Consider the following 22,793-nt stretch of genomic DNA (forward strand, 5'->3'; position numbering starts at 1 on the left):
GGGTTAACGCGCGATCAGCGCGTCATCCCGTCCCAGAACCCCTTCACCTTGTCGAAGAAGCTGTCGGATTGCGGGCTGTTGTCCGCCTTGACCGCCTCGAACTCGCGCAGCAGCTCGCGTTGCCGGGGCGTCAGGTTCACCGGGGTCTCGACGGTCAGCTCGATCAGCATGTCGCCGAAATCGCCCGCCGCGCCGGGACCGTGCCGCAGGGGCGGCATGCCCTTGTGACGCAGGCGCATCTGTCGCCCCGTCTGGCTGCCGGCGGGAACCTTGACCCGGGCGCGGCCGCCGTCGATCGTCGGCACCTCGACCTCTCCGCCAAGCGCGGCAGTGGCCATGCTGACCGGCACCTGGCAGGCCAGCATCTTGCCGTCGCGCAGGAAGATCGCGTGTTCCTGAACCTCGATGAAGATGTAGAGGTCACCCGCCGGTCCGCCGCGCAGCCCGGCCTCGCCTTCGCCCGCCAGGCGGATGCGGGTTCCGGTCTCGACGCCCGCGGGGATGTTCACCGACAGGCTGCGTTCGCGTTCCATGCGGCCAGCACCCTGACAGGACTTGCAGGGGTTCTTGACGATCTGGCCAGCCCCGCCACAGGTCGGACAGGTGCGTTCGACGGTGAAAAAGCCCTGCTGGGCCCGCACCTTGCCCATGCCGGCGCAGGTCGGGCAGGCGGCCGGCTCGGTCGCGCCTTCGGCGCCGGTGCCGTTGCATTCGTCGCAGGCGATCGAGCCGCGCACGCTGATCGACTTCTGCAGCCCGGCATAGGCCTCTTCCAGCGTGACGCGCAGGTTGTAGCGCAGGTCCTGGCCGCGTTGGGCGCGGGATCGCCCGCCGCCACCGCCGCGCCGGCCCATCATGTCGCCGAAAAGGTCCTCGAAAACATCCGCGAAGGCTGCGCCGAAATCGCCGGGATGTCCGCCGGCGCGGCCGCCGCCGCCCATGCCGCCCTCGAAGGCCGCATGGCCAAAGCGGTCATAGGCCGCCTTCTTCTGGTCGTCCTTCAGGCAGTCATAGGCCTCGTTGACTTCCTTGAACCGGGCCTCGCAGGTCAGGTCGTCCTGGTTTCGGTCCGGATGCAGCTCCTTGGCCTTGCTGCGATAGGCTTTCTTGATCTCGTCGGTGGAGGCGCCGCGCGTAACCCCGAGCACCTCGTAATAGCAACGCTTGCCCATGTGTCGTCCCATTCAGCTGCCCAAAAAACAGGCCGGTCCGCGGCGGTGGCGGACCGGCCCTTTTCGGGAAGCGGCCCTGATCAGCCGCGCTTCTTGTCGTCGCCCAGATCTTCGAAATCGGCGTCCACGATGTCATCGTCCACGTTGCGCGGCGCATCGCCCGCGTCATGGCCGGCGTCCTCGCCACCCGACTGCGCCTTGTAGATCGCCTCGCCCAGACGCATGGACGCGTCCATGACGTTCTGGATGCCCGAGCGGATCTTGCCCGCATCCTCGGACTTCAGCGATTCTTCCAGCGCGCCGACGGCCAGTTCGATCGCTTCGACGGTCGAGCTGTCGACCTTGTCGCCATGCTCGTCCAGCGACTTCTTGGTCGAGTGGATCAGGCTCTCGGCCTGGTTCTTGGCCTCGACCAGTTCGCGGCGGCCCTTGTCGGCCTCGGCGTTCTGTTCGGCGTCCTTCACCATCCGCTCGATGTCCTCGTCGGTCAGACCGCCCGAAGCCTGGATGGTGATGTTCTGCTCCTTGCCGGTGCCCTTGTCCTTGGCGCTGACCGAGACGATGCCGTTGGCGTCGATGTCGAAGGTCACCTCGATCTGCGGCATGCCGCGCGGCGCGGGCGGGATGTCCTCCAGGTTAAACTGGCCCAGCATCTTGTTGTCCGCAGCCATTTCCCGCTCGCCCTGGAAGACGCGGATGGTCACCGCGTTCTGGTTGTCCTCGGCGGTCGAGAAGATCTGGCTCTTCTTGGTCGGGATGGTGGTGTTGCGGTCGATCAGGCGGGTGAAGACACCGCCCAGGGTCTCGATGCCCAAGGACAGCGGGGTCACGTCCAGCAGCACGACGTCCTTGACGTCACCCTGCAGCACGCCGGCCTGGATCGCGGCGCCAAGGGCCACGACCTCGTCGGGGTTCACGCCCTTGTGGGGCTCCTTGCCGAAGAACTCGGTCACCTCGGCCACGACCTTGGGCATGCGGGTCATGCCGCCGACCAGGACCACCTCGTCGATGTCCGACTTGGAGCATCCGGCATCCTTCAGGGCGTCCTGAACGGGCTTCATGGTGCGCTTGATCAGGTCTGCGACCAGGCTTTCCAGCTTGGCGCGGGTCAGCTTGACGACCAGGTGCAGCGGCGTGCCCGAATTCTTGTCCATCGAGATGAACGGCTGGTTGATCTCGGTCTGGCTGGAGGAGGACAGCTCGATCTTGGCCTTTTCCGCGGCTTCCTTCAGGCGCTGGAGCGCCATCTTGTCCTTGGTCAGGTCGACGCCGTGTTCCTTTTTGAACTCGTCGGCCAGATAGTTGACGATGCGCATGTCAAAGTCTTCGCCGCCGAGGAACGTGTCCCCGTTGGTCGATTTCACCTCGAACAGGCCGTCGTCGATCTCCAGGATGGTGATGTCGAAGGTACCGCCGCCGAGGTCATAGACCGCGATCGTCTTGGTTTCCTTCTTGTCCAGGCCATAGGCCAGGGCGGCCGCGGTCGGCTCGTTGATGATGCGCAGGACCTCGAGGCCGGCGATCTTGCCCGCGTCCTTGGTGGCCTGGCGCTGAGCGTCGTTGAAATAGGCCGGAACGGTGATCACGGCCTGGGTCACGGTCTCGCCCAGGTAGGATTCGGCGGTCTCCTTCATCTTCTGAAGGATCATCGCGCTGACTTGCGCGGGGGAATATTTTTCGCCCTTCACCTCGACCCAGGCATCCCCGTTGCCGCCGTCGACGATGTTATAGGGGACCAGCTTGCGGTCCTTTTCGACGGCCTCGTCGCCGATGCGACGGCCGATCAGGCGCTTGACGGCAAAGACGGTGTTGGTGGGGTTGGTGACGGCCTGGCGCTTGGCGGGCTGGCCGACCAGGCGCTCGCCATCCGTGAAGCCGACGATCGAGGGCGTCGTGCGGGCGCCTTCGCTGTTCTCGATGACCTTCGGCTGGCTGCCGTCCATGATGGCGACGCAGCTGTTCGTGGTGCCGAGGTCGATCCCGATGACTTTGGACATGTGAATGTAACCTTCTCTTGCGGCGATATTTGAGGCTTCGGGTCCGTTGCGGCCCCCGCGGCCCGATCCCTTGGTGAATGCCGCCCGGAACCTCCGGACGTCTTCGCGGCTGTATATAGGGATGCAATTCAGCCCCGCAAGCACCGCATGCCAGCAAAATCGGCGGTGCAGGCGGGGGTTTGCGTCCTTGCGGCGCTACTGCGTGGCACTCCAGCTGAGCGATTCATACTTGCGGGTGGTGAAGTTGATCAGCAGCCCCACCATCAGCGCCGCAAGCGAGAACCACAGCGGATAGAGCAGCGATGTCTTGTGCGGCGCATAGTTGATGAACAGGAAGCCCCGCTCCTGGTCGATCAGGTGGAAGAGCGGGTTCCAGGCGAACCAGGGCAGCAGGAAGTTCGGCATGGTATTGGCCACGAAGAACTTGCCCGAGGCGAACATGTTGATCCGCTGGTAGACCGTCGTCGCCACCTTGGCGCCCTGGGGCGACCAGGGGCGCAGGCCCAGGAAGATCAGCCCGATGCAGCAGCCCGAGAACCAGGACAGCAGGAACAGCGCGGCCGCGCCCACGGGATCGTAGATCGTGATCGGCGTGATGGCCAGGTGATAGGTCGAAAGGATCACGATGCAGCTGATGACCTGACGATAGAGCGTGGCCAGCGCCGCCCCCGAGATCAGGACGGCGGCGTTCAGCGGCTCGTGCTTGGCGATCCCCGAGGAGATCGAATGGCTGGAGGACACCGCCGCCACCGTCTGCACATGCAGCATGAAGACGAAGATGCCCGACATGATGTAGAGCAGGAAGTCGCCGCGCAACGGCGAGTGCCGGATGCCGATCAGCGTGTAGGTCCCCAGGAACACGACCACGAACAGCGCACTTTGCACGATGGTCAGGACCAGGCCCACGACCGCGTTCCGGTGTTCGGTGCGCAGGTTGTAGACCGTCTGGTGATAGATCAGGGCCAGGGTCGTCCACCCGGCCTGCGCCATGTTGGTGCTTTGCCGTTGCCTGAACAAGATGCCGACGCTCCGTCGCTGGAAAAGGTGCAGGATTGCCGCAAGCGAAACGGCGACGACAGCCCGGCGCTTGCCGTCATGCCCTTGGGGGATCATAAGGTTTGGCAGACCGCCATACAATCCGGCACTGGGCGCCGGCGTCCGGCAGGGAAAGGAAAAAGAATGCAATTCGATCGACTGACCACCGAAATGCGGCGCCTGGCCCTGCAGGCCGGTGACCGGATCATGGAGATCTATCAGGCCGACGATTTCGAGACCCGCAGCAAGTCCGACGATTCGCCCGTGACGGCCGCCGACGAGGCCGCCGACGCGCTGATCTCGGCCGGGCTGCGCGAGGCGTTCCCGGACATCCCCCTGGTCACCGAGGAGCAGGCCGAGACCCATGGCCAGACGCTGCGGACCTTCCTGATCGTGGACCCGCTGGACGGCACCAAGGAATTCGTGCAGCGGCGCGGCGATTTCACCGTCAACATCGCCTATGTCGAGGAATGCGTGCCGCTGCGCGGGGTGGTCTATGCCCCCGCCAAGGGGCGTCTTTTCTACACCACCGCCGATGGCCGATCGGTCGAGGAGAAGGGCCCCTTCGGAGAGACGCCGGGCCATGTCGAGCCGATCGGGGTGAACCCCACGCCCGACAACCGGGCGCTGATGGTGGTGGCCTCCAAGTCGCACCGGGATGCGGCCACCGACGCCTATATCGACCAGTACGGCCTGCGCGACATGACCAGCGCCGGTTCGTCGCTGAAGTTCTGCCTGGTGGCCACCGGCGAGGCGGACCTTTATCCGCGGCTCGGGCGCACGATGGAGTGGGACACGGCGGCGGGCGATGCGGTCCTGCGCGGCGCGGGCGGCGAGGTGGTGCGGTTCGACGACCACACCCGCCTGACCTATGGCAAGCCCGGTTTCGAGAACCCGTTCTTCATCGCCTATGCGCCGGGCGTGCTGCTGGTGAAGGGCTGACATGTCCACCGTCATCGTCATTCCCGCCCGCTTCGCCTCCACCCGCTATCCTGGCAAGCCCCTGGTCGAACTGCGCGGCGCCGGCGGCGAGTCCCGCAGCCTGATCCGGCGCAGCTGGGAGGCCGCCTCTGCCGTGCGCGGCATCGACCGCGTGGTGGTCGCCACCGATGACGACCGCATCCGCGACCATGCGCAGGGTTTTGGCGCCGAGGTCGCGATGACCAGCCCCGACTGCCGCAACGGCACCGAACGTTGCGCCGAGGCGATCGCCAATCTGGGCCTGTCGCCCGAAATCGTGGTGAACCTGCAGGGCGACGCGCCGCTGACGCCCTCCTGGTTCGTCGAGGACCTGGTGGCGGGCCTGCGGGCCGCCCCCGAGGCCGAGGTGGCCACGCCCGTCCTGCGCTGCACCGGGCGGATGCGCGAGGACCTGATCGCGGATCGCCGCGCCGGCCGGGTGGGCGGCACCACGGCGGTCTTCGGCCATGACGGCCGGGCGCTTTATTTTTCGAAAGAGGTGATTCCCTATGCGGCGGGTAATATTGCGCCCGATGCCGCCAGCCCTGTCTTTCATCACGTGGGCGTCTATGCCTATCGCCCGGCCGCGCTGGCGGATTACGCGACCTGGCCCGAGGGCAGGCTGGAGCAGCTGGAGGGTCTGGAACAGCTACGTTTCCTGGAGCGGGGGCGGCATGTCCTTTGCGTCGAGGTGGAGGCAAAAGGTCGGCAGTTCTGGGAACTTAACAACCCCGAAGATGTTGCGCGGCTGCAGCAGATGATGCTGGAAATGGGCCAGAACTGACGGTTTGCAGTTTTGATGTGCGAAAGTCGGAAAAGGAATGAATAATCTTCATGTCTTTGAACTACGGCTTGGCGGTGAATTGCCTACACAATAAACTGTTAATTGAAGTTCCGGCGGTTGCGTGTAGGCGTGGCGAAAATTCGGGCGGGCATGGGTCCTGCCAAGGCATCAGAGGTAATTGAAAATGGGTCGCAAGGTCACGAAAGCCATCTTTCCGGTCGCAGGTTTGGGAACCCGCTTCCTGCCGGCAACCAAGAGCATTCCCAAGGAAATCCTGTCGCTGGTCGACAAGCCCCTGATCCAGTACGCCATCGACGAGGCGCGCGCGGCCGGGATCAAGGAATTCATCTTCGTGACCTCGCGCGGAAAAGGCGCCCTGGAAGATTATTTCGATCACGCCCATGAACTGGAAGCCAACCTGAAAAAGGCCGGCAAGGACCAGCTTCTGGATGTCCTGCGCACGACCAATATGGAATCCGGCGCCATTGCCTATATCCGCCAGCACAAGGCCCTGGGCCTCGGCCATGCGGTCTGGTGTGCCCGCCGCCTTGTCAACGAGGACGAGCCCTTTGCGGTCGTGCTGACCGATGACGTGATTCAGGGCGAGCCCCCCTGCCTGCAGCAGATGATCGAGGCCTATGGCGAGACCGGCGGCAGCATGGTCGCCACGATGGAGGTCGCCCCCGAGAAGGTGTCGTCCTATGGCGTGCTGGACGTGGCCGAGGACATGGGCGCCATCGTGCGCGCCAAGGGCATGGTCGAAAAGCCCAAGAACGGCACGCAGCCGTCGAACCTGGCGGTGATCGGCCGCTATATCCTGGCGCCGTCGGTCATGACCAACCTCAACAAGCTCAAGCAGGGCGCCGGTGGCGAGATCCAGCTGACCGATGCCATCGCCGAGGAAATCGAGGCGGGGCGCGACGTCTTTGGCCTGCGCTTCCGCGGCCAGCGCTTTGACTGCGGGTCCAAGGCGGGCTTCCTGCAGGCGACCGTCGCCTTTGGTCTGGAGCGTGACGAGCTGAAGGACGAATTCGCCGAATACCTGCACCAGGTCATGGCGATGCGGCGGGCTGCTGAATAATCCTATGTCCAGAAATGTTCTTGTGACCGGCGGCGCCGGCTATATCGGCTCGCATGCCTGCAAGGCGCTGGCGCAGGCGGGGTTCACCCCCGTCACGCTGGACAACCTGTCCACCGGCTGGCGCGATGCGGTCAAGTTCGGCCCGCTGGTGCAGGCCGACCTGATGGACCGCGCCGCGCTGGACGCGGCCTTTGCCGAATGGCAACCGGTGGCGGTGCTGCATTTCGCAGCATTGAGCCAGGTGGGCGAGGCCATGGCCGAGCCCGGCAAGTACTGGCGCAACAACGTCTCGGGTTCGCTGAACCTGATCGAGGCTGCGGTGGCGGCGGGCTGCATGAACTTCGTCTTCAGCTCGACCTGCGCGACCTATGGCGACCGCGACGGAGAGGTCTTGGACGAGGAGACGCCGCAGGCCCCCCTGAACGCCTATGGTGCCAGCAAGCGCGCGATCGAGGACATGCTGGTCGACTTCGAGGCCTCGCACGGCCTGCGTCACGTGATCTTCCGCTATTTCAACGTGGCAGGCGCCGACCCCGAGGGCGAGGTGGGCGAATTCCACCGCCCCGAGACGCACCTGATCCCGCTGATCCTGGACGCGGTGGACGGCAAGCGCGCGGCGCTGACCATCCACGGCACCGACTACCCCACCCCCGACGGCACCTGCATCCGCGACTATGTCCATGTGATGGATCTGGTCGATGCGCATGTGAAGGGGCTGGAATGGCTGCAGGCGGGCCAGGGCAGCCGGGTCTTCTGCCTGGGCACCGGCGACGGGTTTTCGGTGCGCGAGGTGGTGGATGCCACGCGGCACGTCACCAACCGGCAGGTGCCGATGGTCGACGGTCCGCGCCGCGGCGGTGATGCGGTCAAGCTGGTCTGCGGCAGCCAGCGTGCCAAGTCCGAGCTGGGCTGGTCGCCCGACCGCTCGACCATGAAGCAGATGATCGCCGATGCCTGGCGCTGGCACCAGTCGGGCGACTATCAGCAGTGACCGGCCAACAGTGATCGGCGGCGGCCTCTGGCCGGCCTGGCAGGCCTATCGCTTGCGATGGAAACGACGTGAACTGCTGTGGCGCGCCCATCGTGCCCGCCACAGCCTTTGTCCGGTCGCCGACCGCAGCGCCGCGATCAGGCCCGCCGATGTCCTGGCCGTCACCACCCTGCGCAACGAGATGCCGCGCCTGGCTGGGTTCCTGGACCATCACCGCGCCTTGGGCGTCGCGCATTTCCTGATCGTGGACAATGACAGCGACGACGGGTCGGACCGCTTTTTGGCCGACCAGCCCGACGTGTCGCTGTGGCGGTGCGGCGCCAGCTATCGCCAGGCGCGCTTTGGGCTGGACTGGGCGAACGCGCTGCTGATGCGCCATGGCCATGGCCACTGGTGCCTGACCGTCGATGCTGACGAATTGCTGGTCTATCCCCACCACGACACCCGGCCGCTGCCCGATCTTGTGGCGCATCTGGACCGGCAGGGTCAGCGGGGCCTAGGCACGCTGATGCTGGACCTCTATCCGTCCGGCGCCTTGGGACAGGCGGATGCGCCCCCGGACCGCCCCGTGACGGAACAGCTGCCCTGGTTCGATCCCGGCCCCTATCGCCGCCAGCGCCTGCATCCTCGGCGCAACCTTTGGGTGCAGGGCGGCGTGCGCGAGCGGGTGTTCTTTGCCGATGTCCCGCGCCGCGCGCCGACGCTGAACAAGCTGCCGCTGATGCGCTGGAGCCGGCGGCAGGTCTATGTGAACTCGACCCATTCGATGCTGCCGCCGCGGCTGAACGACCTCTATGACGGGCCCGGCGATCCGCGCCTGTCCGGCGTCCTGCTGCACAGCAAGTTCCTGCCCGACATCGTGGACAAGTCCCGGATCGAGTTGGAGCGGCGCCAGCATTTCGCCGATCCCGACGCCTATGCCTTCTACCACCGGGCGATCGCGGCGCAGCCCGTCCTGCGAAGTTCCGGATCGGTGAAATACGAAGGCTGGCGGCAACTTGTCGATCTGGGGCTGATGGGAACAGGCAACTGGGACGGGAAAAGGGCCGGCTGAAAGCTCTTGCCAATTCGCCCGTCGGGGCACATTGCTTAACGCCATGACGTCTTGCCTTCAGACCTTCGCCCCCGGCCGGACCGCCTGATGCCCGCGGCGCGCTTTCCCATACCCGCGCAGCTGCGGCGCCGGGCAGAGCGCCAGTACCTGATCGTCAGGGCCTTCAACCGGCGCCGCGCCCTGAGGCCCGTGGTCAACCGGACCGCCCAGATCCGCAAGGGTCACATCCTGGCCTTCGTCACGATGCGCAACGAACGGGTTCGGCTGCCCTATTTCCTGGACTACTACCGCAGGTTGGGCGTGGACCACTTTCTCTTCGTCAACAACAACAGCGACGACGGCAGCGGGCAGTATCTGGCCGCCCAGCCCGACGTGTCGCTGTGGTGGACCGATGCCAGCTACAAGCGGTCGCGCTTTGGCATGGACTGGCTGAACCGGCTGCTGATGAAATACGGTCACGGGCACTGGTGCCTGACCGTCGATCCGGACGAATTCCTGATCTATCCGCATTGCGATTCCCGGCCGTTGGCGGCGCTGACCGGCTGGCTGGACGCATCGCAGCGGCGGTCGTTCCCGGCGATGCTGCTGGACATGTATCCGCGCGGCAATATCGAGGACGAGACCTACGAGGCGGACAGCGACCCGTTCCGGATCGCCAGCTGGTTCGATCCGGCCAATTACACGATCACCAAGAACGCCTATTACGGCAACCTGTGGATCCAGGGCGGGCCCCGCACGCGCGAGTTCTTTGCCATGGACCCGCTGGCGGGGCCGGCGCTGAACAAGATCCCGCTGGTCAAGTGGCACTGGCGCTATGCCTATGTCAGCTCGACCCATATGCTGCTGCCGCGTCACCTGAACCTGGTCTATGACGAAAGCGGCGGCGAACAGGCCTCGGGCTGCCTGCTGCACGCCAAGTTCCTGTCGGTCTTCGCGCAGAAATCCGCAGAGGAACTGGACCGGCGTCAGCACTATGCCAACAGCAAGGAATACAAGGCCTATCACGCGGGCCTGCGGCGCGGGACCAGCCTGTGGTGCAGCGAATCGCGGCAATATTCCGACTGGCGGCAGCTGGAGGACCTGGGCCTGATCTCGCGGGGGAACTGGGCGTGACACAGGACGTCCGCCTTGGGGTCGTGCTGCTCTGCCATGCCGAGCTGGATGCCGCGGCGCAGATGGTGCGCATCTGGGCGGCCGGTGGGGCGCGCGTGTCCATCCATATCGACGGCAAGGCGCCCGCCAAGGCCGTCGCGCGGATGCAGGCGGCGCTGTCCGATCTGCCGGACATCGTCTATTCGCGCCGCCACCGCTGCAACTGGGGCGGCTTCAGCCTGGTCAAGGCCACGCAGGATGCGGCGCAGCTGCTGCTGGACAGCTTTCCCGACACGACCCATGTCTACCTGGCCTTCGGGGTCCTGTCTGCCCCTGCGGCCGGTGCGGGAACTGGCGGCCTTTCTGGCGCTGGACCCGGAGCGCGACCATATCGAAAGCGTCAGCGCCTATGACGTCGGCTGGACGGTCGGCGGGTTGAATGAGGAACGCTTTACCCTGTTCCACCCGCTGGACTGGCGCCGCCGGCGCTGGCTGTTCGACCGCCTCGTGGCTTGGCAGCGCGCGCTGCGCATCCGGCGGCGCCTGCCCAAGGGCATCGCGCCGCATCTGGGGTCGCAGTGGTGGTGCCTGACGACCGCCACGCTGCGTGCGATCCTGGACGACCCGCGCCGCCCGGAATTCGACCGGTTCTTCCGCTACAGCTGGATCCCGGACGAAAGCTATTTCCAGACCCTGGCCCGCCGCCACGCCGGGCGGATCGAGAGCCGGTCGCTGACGCTGGCCAAGTTCGACCATGACGGGCGGCCCTATCAGCTCTATGACGACCATATCCTGATGCTGGAGGAATCGCGCTGCTTTGTCGCGCGCAAGTTCTGGCCGGGTGCCGAACGCCTGCTGGCGCATTTCCCGCGTCCGGGGGCGCCTGAAACCGGCGCGCCGCAGCCCCAGCGCTTCGAACGGCTGATCAACCGCACGGTCCGCCGCCGCCTGCTGGGCCGGCCGGGCCTCTACATGCAGAGCCGCTTTCCCCGCAAGGATGCCGAGAACGGCAAGACCTCGGCCCCCTATGCCGTCTTCCAGGGGTTTTCCGACCTCTTCCCCGAGTTCGAGACCTGGCTGGGCGACCTGGTGGAGGCCGATGTGCATGGCCACCTGCTGGGCCCGGAAATGGCAGAATTCGCAGGCCGTCCCCAGATCGGGCCGGGCGCGATCTCGAACAGCACGCTGACCCGCAACCGCGACCCCCTGGGCTTCCTGACGGCGGTGATCCGCATCTCGCCGCGCATCCAGATGTTCCAGTTCAGCCCGCGCGACAACCAGGCCCTGAACTGGTTCATGGCGACCGACCCGAACGCGCATCTCCATGTGATCACCGGGGCATGGATGCTGCCCCTGCTGGAATCGGGCATGCCCTTCGATGACATCCGCCGCGTGACGGCGCAGCTGCAGCGGGCGGAACTGGCGCAGCTGGACGTGCTCAATTCGGTCTGGGTCAAGGCGCGGGTCCATGTCCACGAACTGACCGATTTCCTGGCGCGCCCCGAGGCGATCCTGATGCAGACCCTGCAGCAGCTGCCGGTCACGCCCGCCGCAGCAGGGGGCATGCCGAAGATGCGCGATCCGGGCGGACTGGCCGCCCTGCTGCGCCGGCTGCGAAATTCCGGGCTGCGTCCGCGCCTGTCGGGCGACGGGCTGCCACTTCCCGAAACATCCCTGTCTGAAAGGACCGCCGCCGAATGACCGCACCGTTTCGCAGCTTTGTCATCTTTGCCGAGATGCGCACCGGGTCGAACCTGCTGGAGGCGACGCTGAACGCGCTCAAGGGCGTCACCTGCTTCGGCGAGGCGTTCAACCCCTACATGATGGGCTGGCCCGACAAGGACGAGCTGCAGGGCATCACCCGCGAGGAGCGCGAGGCGGACCCGATGCGGCTGCTGCGCAAGCTGTTCGACAAGCCGGGGCACCTGCCGGGTTTCCGCTATTTCCACGACCATGATCCGCGGGTCTTCGACGCGATCCTGGAGGACCGGCACTGCGCCAAGATCATCCTGACGCGCAACCCGCTGGACAGCTATGTCTCGACCTGCCTCGCGCGCGAGACGAACCAGTGGAAGCTGAACGAAACCGAGACCCCGATCCCCGCCGCCGTCACCTATGACGGCCCCGAGTTCCGCGAGATGCTGTCCGCGATCGAGCAGTTCCAGCAGCGCGTGATGCACCGGCTGCAGGTGACCGGGCAGAGCGGCTTCTGGCTGGGCTACGAGGACCTGCGCGACCCCGAGGTGATGACCGGGCTGGCGCATTGGCTGGGCCGGACCGATATCGCGCGCGTCGATCCCGCCCGCGACCAGGTGCCCCAGAACCCGCGCGAGCTGGCCGACAAGGTCCGCAACTTTGACCAGATGCAGGCCGACCTGCAGCAGATCGACCCGTTTTCCCTGTGGCGCATCCCCAGTTTCGAGCCGGGCCGCGGCCCCGCCGTGCCCAGCTTTTGCGCGACCGAGGCGGGGCATGGCCTGCTCTTCATGCCGGTGCGCGGCGGTCCGGACAGGCAGGTGCGAGACTGGATGGCGGGCCTGGGGCGGGCCCAGGCCGATTTCACCCAGTCCACCCTGCGCCAATGGAAGCGCAAGCATCCCGGCCATCGCAGCTTTGCGGTGCTGCGCCACCCGCTCTACCGGGCATGGACGGCCTTCCAGCATCTTCTGACCGACGCCTCGGCCGACCTGCGCCAGCTGATGCGCGACGTCCACCGCGTGCCGCTGCCCGCCGACGAGGCGCTGGCCGGGCTGTCGCAGGACGCGCAGCTGTCGCTTTTCGCCGATTTTATGGGCTTCCTGCGGCGCAACCTGAACGGCCAGACGACGCTGCCCACCCGGGCGGGATGGGCCAGCCAGACCGAAGTCATCGCCGGGTTTTCCCGCTTTTCCAGCCCCGACATGATGATCCGGGAAGAGCGGCTGCCCGAAGAAATGGCCGCCCTGGCCGCCGCCGCCGGCATCGCCACGCCGGGGCTGCAGGACCTGACACCCCCGCCGATGCCGGATTTCCTGCGCGACAAGGCGCTGCTGGAGGCGGCGCGCGGTGCCTATCTGCGGGACTATGTCACCTTCGGCTTTGGCGATCCGGCCTGAACGAAAAGGGCCGCGCCCCATGGCGCGGCCCCTGATCGTGATGCGGGGCGGTCAGCCCTTCAGGATGGCTGCCAGTTCGGCCTTCTTTTCGGCCACCAGGGCCGCGTCGCCATCCGCCTCGACGTTCAGGCGCACGACGGGCTCGGTGTTCGACTTGCGCAGGTTGAAGCGCCACGTGCCAAAGTTCAGCGACACGCCGTCCAGATCGTCGCGGCTGTCGGCCTTGCCCTCATAAGTCTCGATCAGCCGCGCGATGGCCGCATCCGGATCCTCGATCGTGTAGTTCGTCTCGCCCGAGGACGGATAGAGCCGCATCCGCTCGGACAGCAGCTCGGCCAGGGTCTTGCCCTTGCGGGACAGCAGTTCGATCATCAGCAGCCAGGGGAGCATCCCGCTGTCGCAGTAATAGAAGTCGCGGAAATAATGGTGGGCCGACATCTCGCCGCCATAGATCGCGCCGACATCGCGCATCTTGCGCTTGATGAAGGCATGGCCGGTCTTGCTGACCACAGCCTCGCCGCCGGCCTCCTCGATCATGGCGCGGGTGTTCATGATGACGCGCGGGTCATGCACGATCTTCTCGCCCGGCGACTTTTCCAGGAATGCGGCGCCCAGAAGGCCCACGATGTATTCGCCCGGGATGAAGCGGCCGTTCTCGTCGAAGAAGAAGCAACGGTCGAAATCGCCGTCCCAAGCCACGCCCAGATCAGCCTTCTCCTCGATCATCTTCGCGACAGTGGGGGGCTGGTTCTCGTCCAGCAGCGGGTTGGGGATGCCGTTCGGAAAGCTGCTGTCCACATCGTGGTGCATCCGCACGAAGGTCAGCGGCGCGCCCCGACGTTCCAGCTCGGCCGCGATGGCGTCAAAGGTCGGACCGGCGGTGCCGTTGCCGGCATTCACCACGATCTTCATCGGCTTCAGCGCCGCCACATCCACGAAATCCGCCATGCGGCTGGCATATTCCGCGCGGGCATGGCTGAAATCGGTGACGCTGCTCTTGTTGGCAGGGGCAAAATCGCCGCTGGTCGCCAGCTCCACGATCGGCGGCAGTTCCGTCGCCGGGTCCAGCGGCGCCGAGCCGCGGCCCACGATCTTCATGCCGTTGTAGTTGATCGGATTGTGCGAGGCCGTGACTTCGATCCCGCCATCGGTGTCCTGGTTGCCGGTGTGGAAATAGACCTCTTCGGTGCCGGCCAGACCCAAGTCCAGCACGTCGGCGCCGCCATCCGTCAGCCCCTCGATCAGCGCCTTGGCCAATTCGGGCGAGGATTCGCGGCTGTCGCGGCCGACCACGACCCGCTTGGCCTGGCGGGCCTGCGCAAAGGCGCGGCCGATCCGGTAGGCCACGTCGGGGTCCAGGTTCTTGCCCAGCTCGCCACGCACGTCATAGGCCTTGAAGCAGGTGATCTCGCGCCTGCCCAGCTGATCTTGTCCGGTCATTGGGTTCTCCGATTTATTTGCATCAGCGCTAGCAGGTTCAAGCCGGAATTCAAGGCATGGCGCCCCCTGATCGGCAGCCTGCAACCTTGGGCGGAGGTGACGGCCGGCGAATTTGGCGCTAGAGACATGCCACTGCCAAGGAGAGACCGATGGACGCCAAAGCCCTGATCGCCGCCTATTACGATGCCTTCAATGCCGGGGACACCGACCGGATGCTGGCCATGGTTCATGACCAGGTCGAGCATCACGTGAACGAGGGCCAGATCCGCAAGGGCAAGGACCTGTTCGCGTCCTTCAACGCGCATATGACCGAAAGCTATCGCGAGAACCTGACAGACATGGTGATCTTCGCCAACGAGGCGGGCGACCGCGCCGCGGCCGAGTTCGTGGTGAACGGCACCTATCTGAAGACCGATGAAGGCCTGCCCGAGGCCAAGGGTCAGACCTATCGCCTGCCGGCCGGCGCCTTCTTCACCATCCGCGATGGCAAGGTCGCCCGCGTGACGACCTATTACAACCTCGCGGACTGGATCGCACAGGTCAACGCATGAGCGTGACGACGCGCGTCCTGACCGGCGATGCCCTGGCCGCGGCGCTGGACGATGTCGCGCGTCTGCGCATCTCGGTCTTTCGCGACTTTCCCTATCTCTATGACGGAGATGCGGATTACGAACGCGATTACCTGCGGGCCTATCAGTCGCCGGGCGCCGTGGTCGTGGCGGCGCTGGACGGCGACCGCATCGTCGGCGCCGCGACCGGGGCACCGATGTCCGACCATGCCGCCGATTTTGCCGCCGCCTTCGCGGACCGGCCCGAGCCCTTGGACCAGATCTTCTACTGCGCCGAATCGGTCCTGCTGCCCCAGTATCGCGGGCAGGGCATCGGGCATGCCTTCTTTGACGCGCGCGAGGCGCATGCCCGCGACCTGGGGCTGCGCCATTCGGCCTTCTGCAGCGTGATCCGCCCGAAGGATCATCCCGCCCGGCCCAAGGGCTATCGCCCCTTGGACGAATTCTGGCGCAAGCGCGGCTATCAGCCCCTGCCGGGGGTGATCGCGCAGTTCGCCTGGAAGGACCTGGGCGAGGCCGAGGAAACCGACAAGCGCCTGCAATTCTGGATGAGAGAGCTGTGAAGATCGCTGCCGCCGCCTATCCCATCGACTGGTTCGAGGATTTCGACGCCTATCTGTCCAAGCTGACGCGCTGGGTGCAGGACGCGCAGGGCGCCGACCTGCTGGTCTTTCCCGAATACGGGGCGATGGAACTGGCATCCCTGGGCGGCGCTGCGGTGGCCGGCGACCTGGAGGCCAGCCTCCACGAGGTCGCGCGCCATTGGCCACATGTCGAGGACCTGCACCTGCAGCTGGCCCGCGACCACGGCTGCCATATCCTCGGCGCCTCGGGGCCGGTCTTCGAAGGCGGGCGCCCGGTGAACCGGGCGGTGCTTTACGGTCCGGACGGGCGCATCGGCCACCAGGACAAGCAGATCATGACCCGGTTCGAGCGCGAGGACTGGGACGTGACCGGCGCGCCGGGCCTGCGCATCTTCGACACGGCGCTGGGTCGGATCGGCGTCCTGATCTGCTACGACAGCGAGTTTCCACTGCTGGGGCGGGTCCTGGCCGAAGCCGGGGCCGAACTGCTGCTGGTGCCTAGCTGCACCGATACCGTGGCGGGGTTTCACCGCGTCCGCATCGGGGCGATGGCCCGGGCGCTGGAAAGCCAATGCGTCGTGGTCCAGGCCCCAACCGTGGGGGCCTGCGACTGGATGCCCGCGCTGGACGAAAACCGCGGCCGGGCCTCGGTCTATGGGCCGCCGGACGGGTTCTGGCCCGAGACCGGGATCATCGCCGAAGGCGGGATGGACCAGCCGGGATGGGTCCTGGCCGAGGTGGATCTGGCGCGCGTCCGGCAGAGCCGGACCGAAGGCGCGGTGCTGCCCTATGCCCATTGGCCGGAGCAGGAACGCAGCCGATTGGTCTAGGGCACAGCCGGAATTTACCAATCATTAACCCGATTGTGCTTTAACCGGCTGCACAAGCGCTCATATCCTATGGCCATGTTGTATATCACCGACACCATCGCCATCGAGGAATGGGAGCTGTCCGAACAGTTCACCCGGTCACAGGGACCGGGCGGGCAGAACGTGAACAAGGTCGAAACCGCGGTCGAGCTGCGGTTCGAGGCGGCGCGCTCTCCCAACCTGACGGACGCGGTCAAGCGGCGGTTGCAGCGGCTGGCCGGGCGGCGCTGGACGCAGGAGGGCGCGGTGCTGATCCTGGCGCAGGAAACGCGCAGCCAGGCCCGCAACCGCGAACTGGCGCGCGAACGTCTGGCCGAGCTGATCCGGCAGGCCCTGTCGGCCCCCAAGCGCCGGATCGCCACGCGCCCGACCCTGGGCAGCCAGCGGCGGCGGCTGAAGGCCAAGACCGTGCGGGGCGAGGTGAAAACCCTCAGGGGCAAGGTAGATGACGCCGAATGAAGCTATGGCGCCGATCCCTCCAGATGCTGCTGGGTCGCCGGCCGGCGGCGATGCAGGTGGGTGCCATCTGCCGCGATCCGGTCAGCGGGCAGGTGCTGTTGATCACCAGCCGTGACACGGGACGCTGGGTGATCCCCAAGGGCTGGCCCATGGAGGGCCGCACCCTGGCCGGCGCCGCAGCCCAGGAGGGCTGGGAAGAGGCCGGGGTGCGCGGCCGGATTGCCGGCCAGGAACTGGGCCGTTACCATTACGACAAGGCGCAGGAGCAGGGCTTTTCCGTCCCGGTCGAGGTGCGGGTCTTTCTGCTGTCTGTCGACAGCCGCGCCGCCAATTTCCCCGAGGCCGACCAGCGCCAGGCCCGCTGGTTCACGCCCGCCGAGGCGTCCGACCAGGTGGCCGAAGCCGGCCTGAAGCGCATCCTGATCTCGCTGGAAGATCTGCCCCTGCCCGACCCCTCGCGGCCTGCATGAGCGGCCGCGCCACTTTCCGCACGCTGGACAAGGACCTCGGCCGGATCACCCATGCCGAGGTCGCGCAGATGCACGCCTTTCGCCCGGTCTGGCGGCTGGGGCTGTCGGTCCTGTGCCTGGTGGGGGGGCTGCTGCTGATCATGGCGCTGTCGGACGCAGCCCCCGCCATGCTGACGGTGGGTGCCGGGCTGATCGTCGCCGGCTGGCTGGGAATCGCGATCGGATCGAACGACGTCGCCAACTCTTTGGGACCTGCGGTGGGGGCGGGGGCCATCGGCCTTCTGCCCGGCCTGATCCTGGTGGCGCTGGCCGGGCTGGCGGGTTCGGTCCTGGCGGGGGACGAGGTGACGGACCGGCTGGCGCGGGGGGTGGTGGAACTGGCGCCGCTGTCCGGCGCGGCAGAGATCCCGATGGTGATGCTGGCCGCGCTGATCGCCGCGGCGACCTGGATCACGCTGGCGACCGGCATCGGGCTGCCCGTCAGCACCTCGCACTCGATCGTGGGGGGCATCGCGGGGGCGGGGGCTGCGGCCTTGGGCCTGCAGGCGGTGGCCTGGGGCACCCTGGGCATGATCGCCTCGGTCTGGGTGGCGACGCCGGTCGTGGCGGGCGTGCTGGCCGGCGCCCTGCTGGTGCTGCTGCGGCTGAAGGTGCTGGAGGCGGAGGATCGCGGCCGTGCCGCGCTGCGCTGGCTGCCGGCCCTGGTGGCGGCGATGGGCGGGCTGTTTGCGGCCTATGTCATGCTGCTGCTGCGGCTGCCGTCGCTGGCCCTGCCGGTCGCGGCCGCCGCGGCCGCGGCCAGCTATGCCAATACCCGGCGGAACGTCCTGGAGGAACTGGCCCAGCATCCGCGCAAGCCGGGGGTCAAGCGCCTGCTGCGCCCGGCGCTGCTGACATCTGTCGTCATCATGGGCTTTGCCCACGGTGCCAATGATGTCGGCAATATCGCGGGCCCGCTGTCGGTGATATTGCGGGGGCGCGTGATCGAGGGGCAGATCGGCCTGGTGCCGACGCTGGTCCTGATCGGCGCAGGCCTCTCTATCGCCGCGGGGACGCTGTTCTTCGGGCGGCGGCTGGTGAACATGGTCGGCAGCGGCATCACCCGGCTGAACACCGGGCGGGCGTTTTGCGTGTCGCTGGCGACGGCGGTCACGGTCCTGACCGCCTCGGGCTTCGGGCTGCCGGTTTCGACCACCCATGTGGCGGTGGGCGGGATTTTCGGCGTGGGCTTTGCGCGGGAGTGGCTGGACCGCCGCCGGGATCGCCGCCCCGAGGCGCTGCCGGCCGAGGAGACCCGCCGCCGCATCCTGATCCGCCGCAGCCATGTGGTCACCATCATGGCGGCCTGGCTGGTCACCCTGCCGATCACCGGCCTTCTGGGGGCATTGACCAGCGTGCTGGTCCTGTGGGTCGCGGCGCCCTGATCAGACGGTGACCGGTTCCGCCGCCTGCTCGCCCACGCCGAAGACCCGCTTGTAGCGCGCGATTTCGTCGGCCGGGCCGGTGGCCTTGGCGGGATTGTCGGACAGCTTGACCGTGGGACGCCCGTCCGCCGCGACCGCCTTGCAGACCAGGCTGAAGGGGGCCAGCCCGTCGCCCGGCACCAGCCCGCGAAAGTCGTTCGTCAGCAGCGTTCCCCAGCCAAAGCTGACCTTCACGCGGCCATGGAACTGCCGGTGCAGCGCCACGATGCGCTCGACGTCCAAGCCGTCGGAAAAGATGATCAGCTTGCTTTTGGGATCCTCGCCCCGGTCCTGCCACCAGCGGATGGCGGTTTCGGCGCCCGTGGCCGGGTCGCCGCTGTCGATGCGGATGCCCGTCCAGCCGGCCAGCCAGTCCGGCGCCCCGGCCAGAAAACCCTCGGTCCCATAGGTGTCGGGCAGGATCATGCGCAGGTTGCCGTCATGCTCCTCGTGCCAGTCGGCCAGCACGTCATAGGGCGCGCGCCGCAGCGCCGCGTCGTTATCGGCCAGCGCGGCATAGACCATCGGCAGTTCATGCGCATTGGTGCCGATCGCCTCGATGTCGCGGCGCTGCGCGATCAGGCAGTTCGACGTGCCGATGAAGCGTTGGCCCAGGCCCTCCATCATCGCCTGCACCGCCCAGTCCTGCCACAAAAAGCTGTGCCGCCGGCGGGTGCCGAAATCGGCGATGCGCAGGTCCGGCAGGACGCGCAGCGCCTCGATCTTTTCCCACAGGCGCGTCATGGCGCGGGCATAGAGGACCTGCAGCTCGAACCGGCCCAAGTCGCGCAGGACCGCGCGGGACCGCAGCTCCATCAGGACCGACAGGGCCGGGATCTCCCACATCATGACCTGCGGCCAGGGGCCCTCGAAGGTCAGCTCGTACTGGCCGTCGCGCTTTTGCAGGTGATAGGGCGGCAGGCGCATCCCCTCCAGGAACTCCATGAAGTCCGAACGGAACATCTGGCGCTTGCCATAGAAGGTGTTGCCGCGCAGCCAGGTGCTTTCGCCCCGCGTCAGGGACAGGCTGCGCACATGGTCCAGCTGTTCGCGCAGCTCGCCCTCGTCGATCAGGTCGGCCAAACGGACCGAGGGGCTGCGGTTGATCAGGCTGAAGGTCACCGTCGTGTCGGGCCGGTTCCGGAACACCGACTGGCACATCAGAAGCTTGTAGAAGTCGGTGTCGATCAGCGACCGGACGATCGGGTCGATCTTCCATTTGTGGTTGTAGACGCGCGTGGCGATATCGACCATCTGTGCTGATCCTTCGGCATTTTTCCCTTGGTGCCCGGATCGGACAGGGGGCGCAAGCCCAGGGATCAGGCCAGATCGACCCCGGCCTGCCGCATGGCATCGCGCGCCGCGGCCAGGCTGCCGTCCAGGTCGATCGCCCGGCAGGCCTCTTCGATCACCCGTGCCCGGAACCCCAGCTTGGCGGCGTCAAGCGCGCTCCAGGCCACGCAGAAATCATGGGCCAGCCCCACGAAGCTCAGCTGCTGCAGGTCGCGGTCGCGCAGATAGCCGGCAAGGCCGGTGGGAGTCGCGTGATCATTTTCGAAAAAGGCCGAATAGCTGTCGATGCCGGGGCGAAAGCCCTTGCGCAGGATCAGGTCGGCCCGCGTCACCTCCAGGTCGGGATGAAAGCCCGCGCCTGCCGTGCCGATCACGCAATGCGCGGGCCACAGGACCTGCGGGCCATAGGGCATCTGCACCTGGTCGAAGGGCTTTGCGCCCGGATGATTGGCGGCAAAGCTGGCGTGATCCGCGGGATGCCAGTCCTGGGTCAGGATGACCGCATCGAAATCGCCCATCATGGCGTTGATCGGGGTGACCAGCTGATCGCCGCCCCCGACCGCCAGCGCGCCACCGGGACAGAAATCGACCTGCATGTCGACGACGATCAGGGCATGGGGCATGGCAGTCTCCGGCAGGGTGGGTGCCAGTAAGGCAAGCCGGGCGGGGCAGGGTCAAGTCCCGTGACGAAAATCTCGGGCGCGGCCGTGGCGGCGACCGCGCCGGTGCGATAAGTGCAAACAATTCTGCGCAGCCAAGGAAAAGGACGCATCCGATGGGTATCAAGGACGATCTGCACCATCCCGTCGAGCATGACGAGAACGAAATCCCCCTCCGGTCCGCCGCGATGACCTGGGGCCTGCGGGCCCTGGGCCTGGTTCTGGCGGGGCTGGTCTGGTGGCTGCTGGGCGGGCAGCAGGATCTGTCGCCGGATGCGCGGGTCGTGGCCGCCATCGGCACGCTGATGGCGGTCTGGTGGATGACCGAGGCGATCCCGCTGTCGGCCACCGCGCTGTTGCCCATCGTGCTGATCCCCGCCCTGACCGAACGCACCGTGGGCGAGACGACGCAGCCCTATGCCAGTTCCATCGTGTTCCTGTTCCTGGGCGGCTTCCTGATCGCCATCGCGATGGAGAAATGGCACCTGCACACGCGGATCGCGCTGCTGACGCTGCGCAAGGTCGGCGTGGCGCCGCGGCGGATCGTGCTGGGCATGATGCTGGCCACGGGTTTTCTGTCGATGTGGGTGTCGAACACCGCGACCACGCTGATGATGCTGCCCATCGGTCTGTCGGTCCTGTCGCTGGTGGTCGAACGCGGTTCGCGCCAGGACGGCGCGGCGGCGGGCGAGGCGATGGCGGGCGGGGCGGCGATCACCGATGTGGTGCGCGACCCCGACATCAGCGCCTTCGGCGTCTGCCTGGTGCTGTCCATCGCCTGGTCGGCCTCGATGGGGGGGCTGGGCACGCTGCTGGGCAGCCCGCCCAATGCCATCGTGGCGGGCTATGCCGCGGATGAACTGGGCCGCAACATCGGGTTTCTGGAATGGATGATGCTGGGCACGCCGCTGGCCTTCATCTTCATCATCCTGGGCTGGCTGCTGATGACCCGCGTCCTTTACCGCTTCGACCTGCCCGAGATCCCGGGCGGGCGTCAGATGATCGAGGAGCAGGTCCGCGACCTCGGCCCCCTCAGCCAGGGCGAGCGGATGGTGCTGGCGGTCTTTCTGGGCGCGGCCTTCCTGTGGGTCGTGCCGGGGCTCCTGACCTCCATCCCCGGCGTGGGCGATGCGGCGCCCTGGCTGGACAGCTTTGACGACACCGCGATCGCCATCGGGGCAGGCCTTGTGATGTTCCTGCTGCCGGGGCGCGGGCGGAACCAGATGGTGCTGGACTGGAAGGATGCCGAACGCGGCCTGCCCTGGGGCGTGCTGCTGCTGTTCGGCGGCGGCCTCAGCCTGGCCTCGGCGGTCGCGTCCTCGGGTCTGGACAGCTGGTTCGGCCAGCAGGTGACGGGTCTGGGCGCGCTGCCCATCGTGCTGCTTGTCGCGGCGGTGGTGACGATCATCCTGTTCCTGACCGAGGTGACGTCGAACACCGCCACGGCGGCCACTTTCATCCCGATCCTGGGCGGCGTCGCGCTTGGCATCGGCGTGGACCCGATGACGCTGCTGATCCCGGCCGCACTGGCGGCGACCTGCGCCTTCATGCTGCCGGTGGGCACGCCTCCGAACGCCATCGTCTTTGGCACCGGGACGGTCACGATCGCGCAGATGGCGCGCGGCGGGGCGGTGCTGAACGTGGTCGGCGTGGTGCTGATCACGCTGCTGACCTGGCTGCTGGGCGGGCTGGCCCTGGGCCTGACCTTCTGACGGCGGGTCTTGCC

General features: G+C 66.9%; 22 protein-coding genes. 16 read left to right on the plus strand and 6 right to left on the minus strand.

Going from position 1 to position 22,793, the window contains the following annotated elements; translation table 11 throughout:
* Positions 1–14 precede the first annotated feature (14 nt).
* From dnaJ to ACZ2G3_RS00920, 3 genes are all read right to left on the minus strand, one after another.
* Entirely contained in the window at positions 15–1,172 is a 1,158-nt protein-coding gene (dnaJ, locus tag ACZ2G3_RS00910) for a molecular chaperone DnaJ (protein WP_470397120.1), read from the minus strand.
* A gap of 80 nt (positions 1,173–1,252) precedes the next feature.
* Positions 1,253–3,169, minus strand: coding sequence for a molecular chaperone DnaK (gene dnaK / locus ACZ2G3_RS00915; RefSeq protein WP_419268731.1), 1,917 nt, complete (start codon positions 3,167–3,169; stop codon positions 1,253–1,255).
* A 195-nt stretch (positions 3,170–3,364) separates the two neighbouring features.
* Entirely contained in the window at positions 3,365–4,186 is an 822-nt protein-coding gene (locus ACZ2G3_RS00920) for an ABC transporter permease (protein ID WP_470397121.1), read from the minus strand.
* Between the two features lie 162 nt (positions 4,187–4,348).
* Here ACZ2G3_RS00920 and cysQ point away from each other — a divergent pair, with 162 nt between their 5' ends.
* The 9 genes from cysQ (at position 4,349) to ACZ2G3_RS00965 (ending at position 13,261) form a co-directional block, all read left to right on the plus strand.
* The gene (cysQ, locus tag ACZ2G3_RS00925; RefSeq protein WP_470397122.1) at positions 4,349–5,146 is read left to right on the plus strand and encodes a 3'(2'),5'-bisphosphate nucleotidase CysQ; all 798 of its coding nucleotides are present in this window, start codon (positions 4,349–4,351) and stop codon (positions 5,144–5,146) included.
* A 1-nt stretch (position 5,147) separates the two neighbouring features.
* Positions 5,148–5,948: a 3-deoxy-manno-octulosonate cytidylyltransferase gene (locus ACZ2G3_RS00930; protein ID WP_470397123.1), complete on the plus strand. Its 801-nt coding sequence runs from the start codon at positions 5,148–5,150 to the stop codon at positions 5,946–5,948.
* 184 nt (positions 5,949–6,132) lie between these two features.
* Positions 6,133–7,029, plus strand: coding sequence for a UTP--glucose-1-phosphate uridylyltransferase (locus ACZ2G3_RS00935; protein ID WP_470397124.1), 897 nt, complete (start codon positions 6,133–6,135; stop codon positions 7,027–7,029).
* Between the two features lie 4 nt (positions 7,030–7,033).
* Positions 7,034–8,020, plus strand: a complete 987-nt coding sequence (galE, locus tag ACZ2G3_RS00940) for a UDP-glucose 4-epimerase GalE (RefSeq protein WP_470397125.1) — start codon at positions 7,034–7,036, stop codon at positions 8,018–8,020.
* Between the two features lie 52 nt (positions 8,021–8,072).
* The gene (locus tag ACZ2G3_RS00945; RefSeq protein ID WP_470397126.1) at positions 8,073–9,074 is read left to right on the plus strand and encodes a glycosyltransferase family 2 protein; all 1,002 of its coding nucleotides are present in this window, start codon (positions 8,073–8,075) and stop codon (positions 9,072–9,074) included.
* An 87-nt stretch (positions 9,075–9,161) separates the two neighbouring features.
* Positions 9,162–10,187 (plus strand): glycosyltransferase family 2 protein, encoded by a 1,026-nt coding sequence (locus tag ACZ2G3_RS00950; protein ID WP_470397127.1) that lies wholly within the window; start codon positions 9,162–9,164, stop codon positions 10,185–10,187.
* Entirely contained in the window at positions 10,184–10,579 is a 396-nt protein-coding gene (locus ACZ2G3_RS00955) for a hypothetical protein (RefSeq protein ID WP_470397128.1), read from the plus strand. The genes ACZ2G3_RS00950 and ACZ2G3_RS00955 overlap by 4 nt, the downstream gene beginning before the upstream one ends.
* Positions 10,467–11,867, plus strand: a complete 1,401-nt coding sequence (locus ACZ2G3_RS00960; RefSeq protein WP_470397129.1) for a DUF5927 domain-containing protein — start codon at positions 10,467–10,469, stop codon at positions 11,865–11,867. Before ACZ2G3_RS00955 ends, ACZ2G3_RS00960 begins: the two co-directional genes overlap by 113 nt.
* Positions 11,864–13,261, plus strand: coding sequence for a hypothetical protein (locus ACZ2G3_RS00965; RefSeq protein WP_470397130.1), 1,398 nt, complete (start codon positions 11,864–11,866; stop codon positions 13,259–13,261). Before ACZ2G3_RS00960 ends, ACZ2G3_RS00965 begins: the two co-directional genes overlap by 4 nt.
* A gap of 51 nt (positions 13,262–13,312) precedes the next feature.
* Here ACZ2G3_RS00965 and ACZ2G3_RS00970 read toward each other — a convergent pair whose 3' ends face one another.
* Complete coding sequence (locus ACZ2G3_RS00970) at positions 13,313–14,701, minus strand: phosphohexomutase domain-containing protein (protein WP_470397131.1); 1,389 nt, start codon at positions 14,699–14,701, stop codon at positions 13,313–13,315.
* Between the two features lie 149 nt (positions 14,702–14,850).
* Between ACZ2G3_RS00970 and ACZ2G3_RS00975 the strand changes: the two genes are divergently transcribed.
* The 6 genes from ACZ2G3_RS00975 to ACZ2G3_RS01000 all read left to right on the plus strand — a co-directional run bounded on the left by ACZ2G3_RS00975 (position 14,851) and on the right by ACZ2G3_RS01000 (position 19,076).
* A complete protein-coding gene (locus ACZ2G3_RS00975) occupies positions 14,851–15,252 on the plus strand; it encodes a ketosteroid isomerase-related protein (protein ID WP_470397132.1) in 402 nt (133 codons plus the stop codon).
* A complete protein-coding gene (locus ACZ2G3_RS00980; RefSeq protein WP_470397133.1) occupies positions 15,249–15,833 on the plus strand; it encodes a GNAT family N-acetyltransferase in 585 nt (194 codons plus the stop codon). Before ACZ2G3_RS00975 ends, ACZ2G3_RS00980 begins: the two co-directional genes overlap by 4 nt.
* The gene (locus ACZ2G3_RS00985; RefSeq protein WP_470397134.1) at positions 15,830–16,684 is read left to right on the plus strand and encodes a carbon-nitrogen hydrolase family protein; all 855 of its coding nucleotides are present in this window, start codon (positions 15,830–15,832) and stop codon (positions 16,682–16,684) included. Before ACZ2G3_RS00980 ends, ACZ2G3_RS00985 begins: the two co-directional genes overlap by 4 nt.
* Positions 16,685–16,759: 75 nt before the next feature.
* Positions 16,760–17,182, plus strand: coding sequence for an alternative ribosome rescue aminoacyl-tRNA hydrolase ArfB (arfB, locus tag ACZ2G3_RS00990; RefSeq protein ID WP_470397135.1), 423 nt, complete (start codon positions 16,760–16,762; stop codon positions 17,180–17,182).
* 23 nt (positions 17,183–17,205) lie between these two features.
* Positions 17,206–17,652 (plus strand): NUDIX hydrolase, encoded by a 447-nt coding sequence (locus ACZ2G3_RS00995; RefSeq protein WP_470397136.1) that lies wholly within the window; start codon positions 17,206–17,208, stop codon positions 17,650–17,652.
* Complete coding sequence (locus tag ACZ2G3_RS01000; protein ID WP_470397137.1) at positions 17,649–19,076, plus strand: inorganic phosphate transporter; 1,428 nt, start codon at positions 17,649–17,651, stop codon at positions 19,074–19,076. The genes ACZ2G3_RS00995 and ACZ2G3_RS01000 overlap by 4 nt, the downstream gene beginning before the upstream one ends.
* Here the strand turns inward: ACZ2G3_RS01000 and pncB are convergent, their stop codons facing one another.
* Together pncB and pncA are read right to left on the minus strand one after the other, a co-directional pair.
* Positions 19,077–20,369, minus strand: coding sequence for a nicotinate phosphoribosyltransferase (gene pncB, locus ACZ2G3_RS01005; protein ID WP_470397138.1), 1,293 nt, complete (start codon positions 20,367–20,369; stop codon positions 19,077–19,079).
* Between the two features lie 65 nt (positions 20,370–20,434).
* Positions 20,435–21,031 carry a bifunctional nicotinamidase/pyrazinamidase gene (pncA, locus tag ACZ2G3_RS01010; protein WP_470397139.1) on the minus strand — a complete coding sequence of 199 codons (597 nt, stop codon included), beginning with the start codon at positions 21,029–21,031 and terminating at the stop codon, positions 20,435–20,437.
* A gap of 152 nt (positions 21,032–21,183) precedes the next feature.
* Between pncA and ACZ2G3_RS01015 the strand changes: the two genes are divergently transcribed.
* Complete coding sequence (locus ACZ2G3_RS01015; protein WP_470397140.1) at positions 21,184–22,779, plus strand: SLC13 family permease; 1,596 nt, start codon at positions 21,184–21,186, stop codon at positions 22,777–22,779.
* Positions 22,780–22,793 lie beyond the last annotated feature (14 nt).

This window comes from Paracoccus sp. KKT209, assembly GCF_055635455.1.

Excerpts from the sequence above, each read along its gene's own strand:
- ACZ2G3_RS00960 (WP_470397129.1), top strand. The coding sequence starts at position 10,467 with ATGTCTACCTGGCCTTCGGGGTCCTGTCTGCCCCTGCGGCCGGTGCGG.
- ACZ2G3_RS00995 (WP_470397136.1), top strand. The coding sequence starts at position 17,206 with ATGCTGCTGGGTCGCCGGCCGGCGGCGATGCAGGTGGGTGCCATCTGC.
- ACZ2G3_RS00975 (WP_470397132.1), top strand. The coding sequence starts at position 14,851 with ATGGACGCCAAAGCCCTGATCGCCGCCTATTACGATGCCTTCAATGCC.
- ACZ2G3_RS01015 (WP_470397140.1), top strand. The coding sequence starts at position 21,184 with ATGGGTATCAAGGACGATCTGCACCATCCCGTCGAGCATGACGAGAAC.
- ACZ2G3_RS00970 (WP_470397131.1), bottom strand. The coding sequence starts at position 14,701 with ATGACCGGACAAGATCAGCTGGGCAGGCGCGAGATCACCTGCTTCAAG.
- dnaJ (WP_470397120.1), bottom strand. The coding sequence starts at position 1,172 with ATGGGCAAGCGTTGCTATTACGAGGTGCTCGGGGTTACGCGCGGCGCC.
- cysQ (WP_470397122.1), top strand. The coding sequence starts at position 4,349 with ATGCAATTCGATCGACTGACCACCGAAATGCGGCGCCTGGCCCTGCAG.
- ACZ2G3_RS01000 (WP_470397137.1), top strand. The coding sequence starts at position 17,649 with ATGAGCGGCCGCGCCACTTTCCGCACGCTGGACAAGGACCTCGGCCGG.
- ACZ2G3_RS00935 (WP_470397124.1), top strand. The coding sequence starts at position 6,133 with ATGGGTCGCAAGGTCACGAAAGCCATCTTTCCGGTCGCAGGTTTGGGA.
- dnaK (WP_419268731.1), bottom strand. The coding sequence starts at position 3,169 with ATGTCCAAAGTCATCGGGATCGACCTCGGCACCACGAACAGCTGCGTC.
- ACZ2G3_RS00930 (WP_470397123.1), top strand. The coding sequence starts at position 5,148 with ATGTCCACCGTCATCGTCATTCCCGCCCGCTTCGCCTCCACCCGCTAT.
- galE (WP_470397125.1), top strand. The coding sequence starts at position 7,034 with ATGTCCAGAAATGTTCTTGTGACCGGCGGCGCCGGCTATATCGGCTCG.
- ACZ2G3_RS00950 (WP_470397127.1), top strand. The coding sequence starts at position 9,162 with ATGCCCGCGGCGCGCTTTCCCATACCCGCGCAGCTGCGGCGCCGGGCA.
- ACZ2G3_RS00980 (WP_470397133.1), top strand. The coding sequence starts at position 15,249 with ATGAGCGTGACGACGCGCGTCCTGACCGGCGATGCCCTGGCCGCGGCG.
- arfB (WP_470397135.1), top strand. The coding sequence starts at position 16,760 with ATGTTGTATATCACCGACACCATCGCCATCGAGGAATGGGAGCTGTCC.
- pncA (WP_470397139.1), bottom strand. The coding sequence starts at position 21,031 with ATGCCCCATGCCCTGATCGTCGTCGACATGCAGGTCGATTTCTGTCCC.
- ACZ2G3_RS00965 (WP_470397130.1), top strand. The coding sequence starts at position 11,864 with ATGACCGCACCGTTTCGCAGCTTTGTCATCTTTGCCGAGATGCGCACC.
- pncB (WP_470397138.1), bottom strand. The coding sequence starts at position 20,369 with ATGGTCGATATCGCCACGCGCGTCTACAACCACAAATGGAAGATCGAC.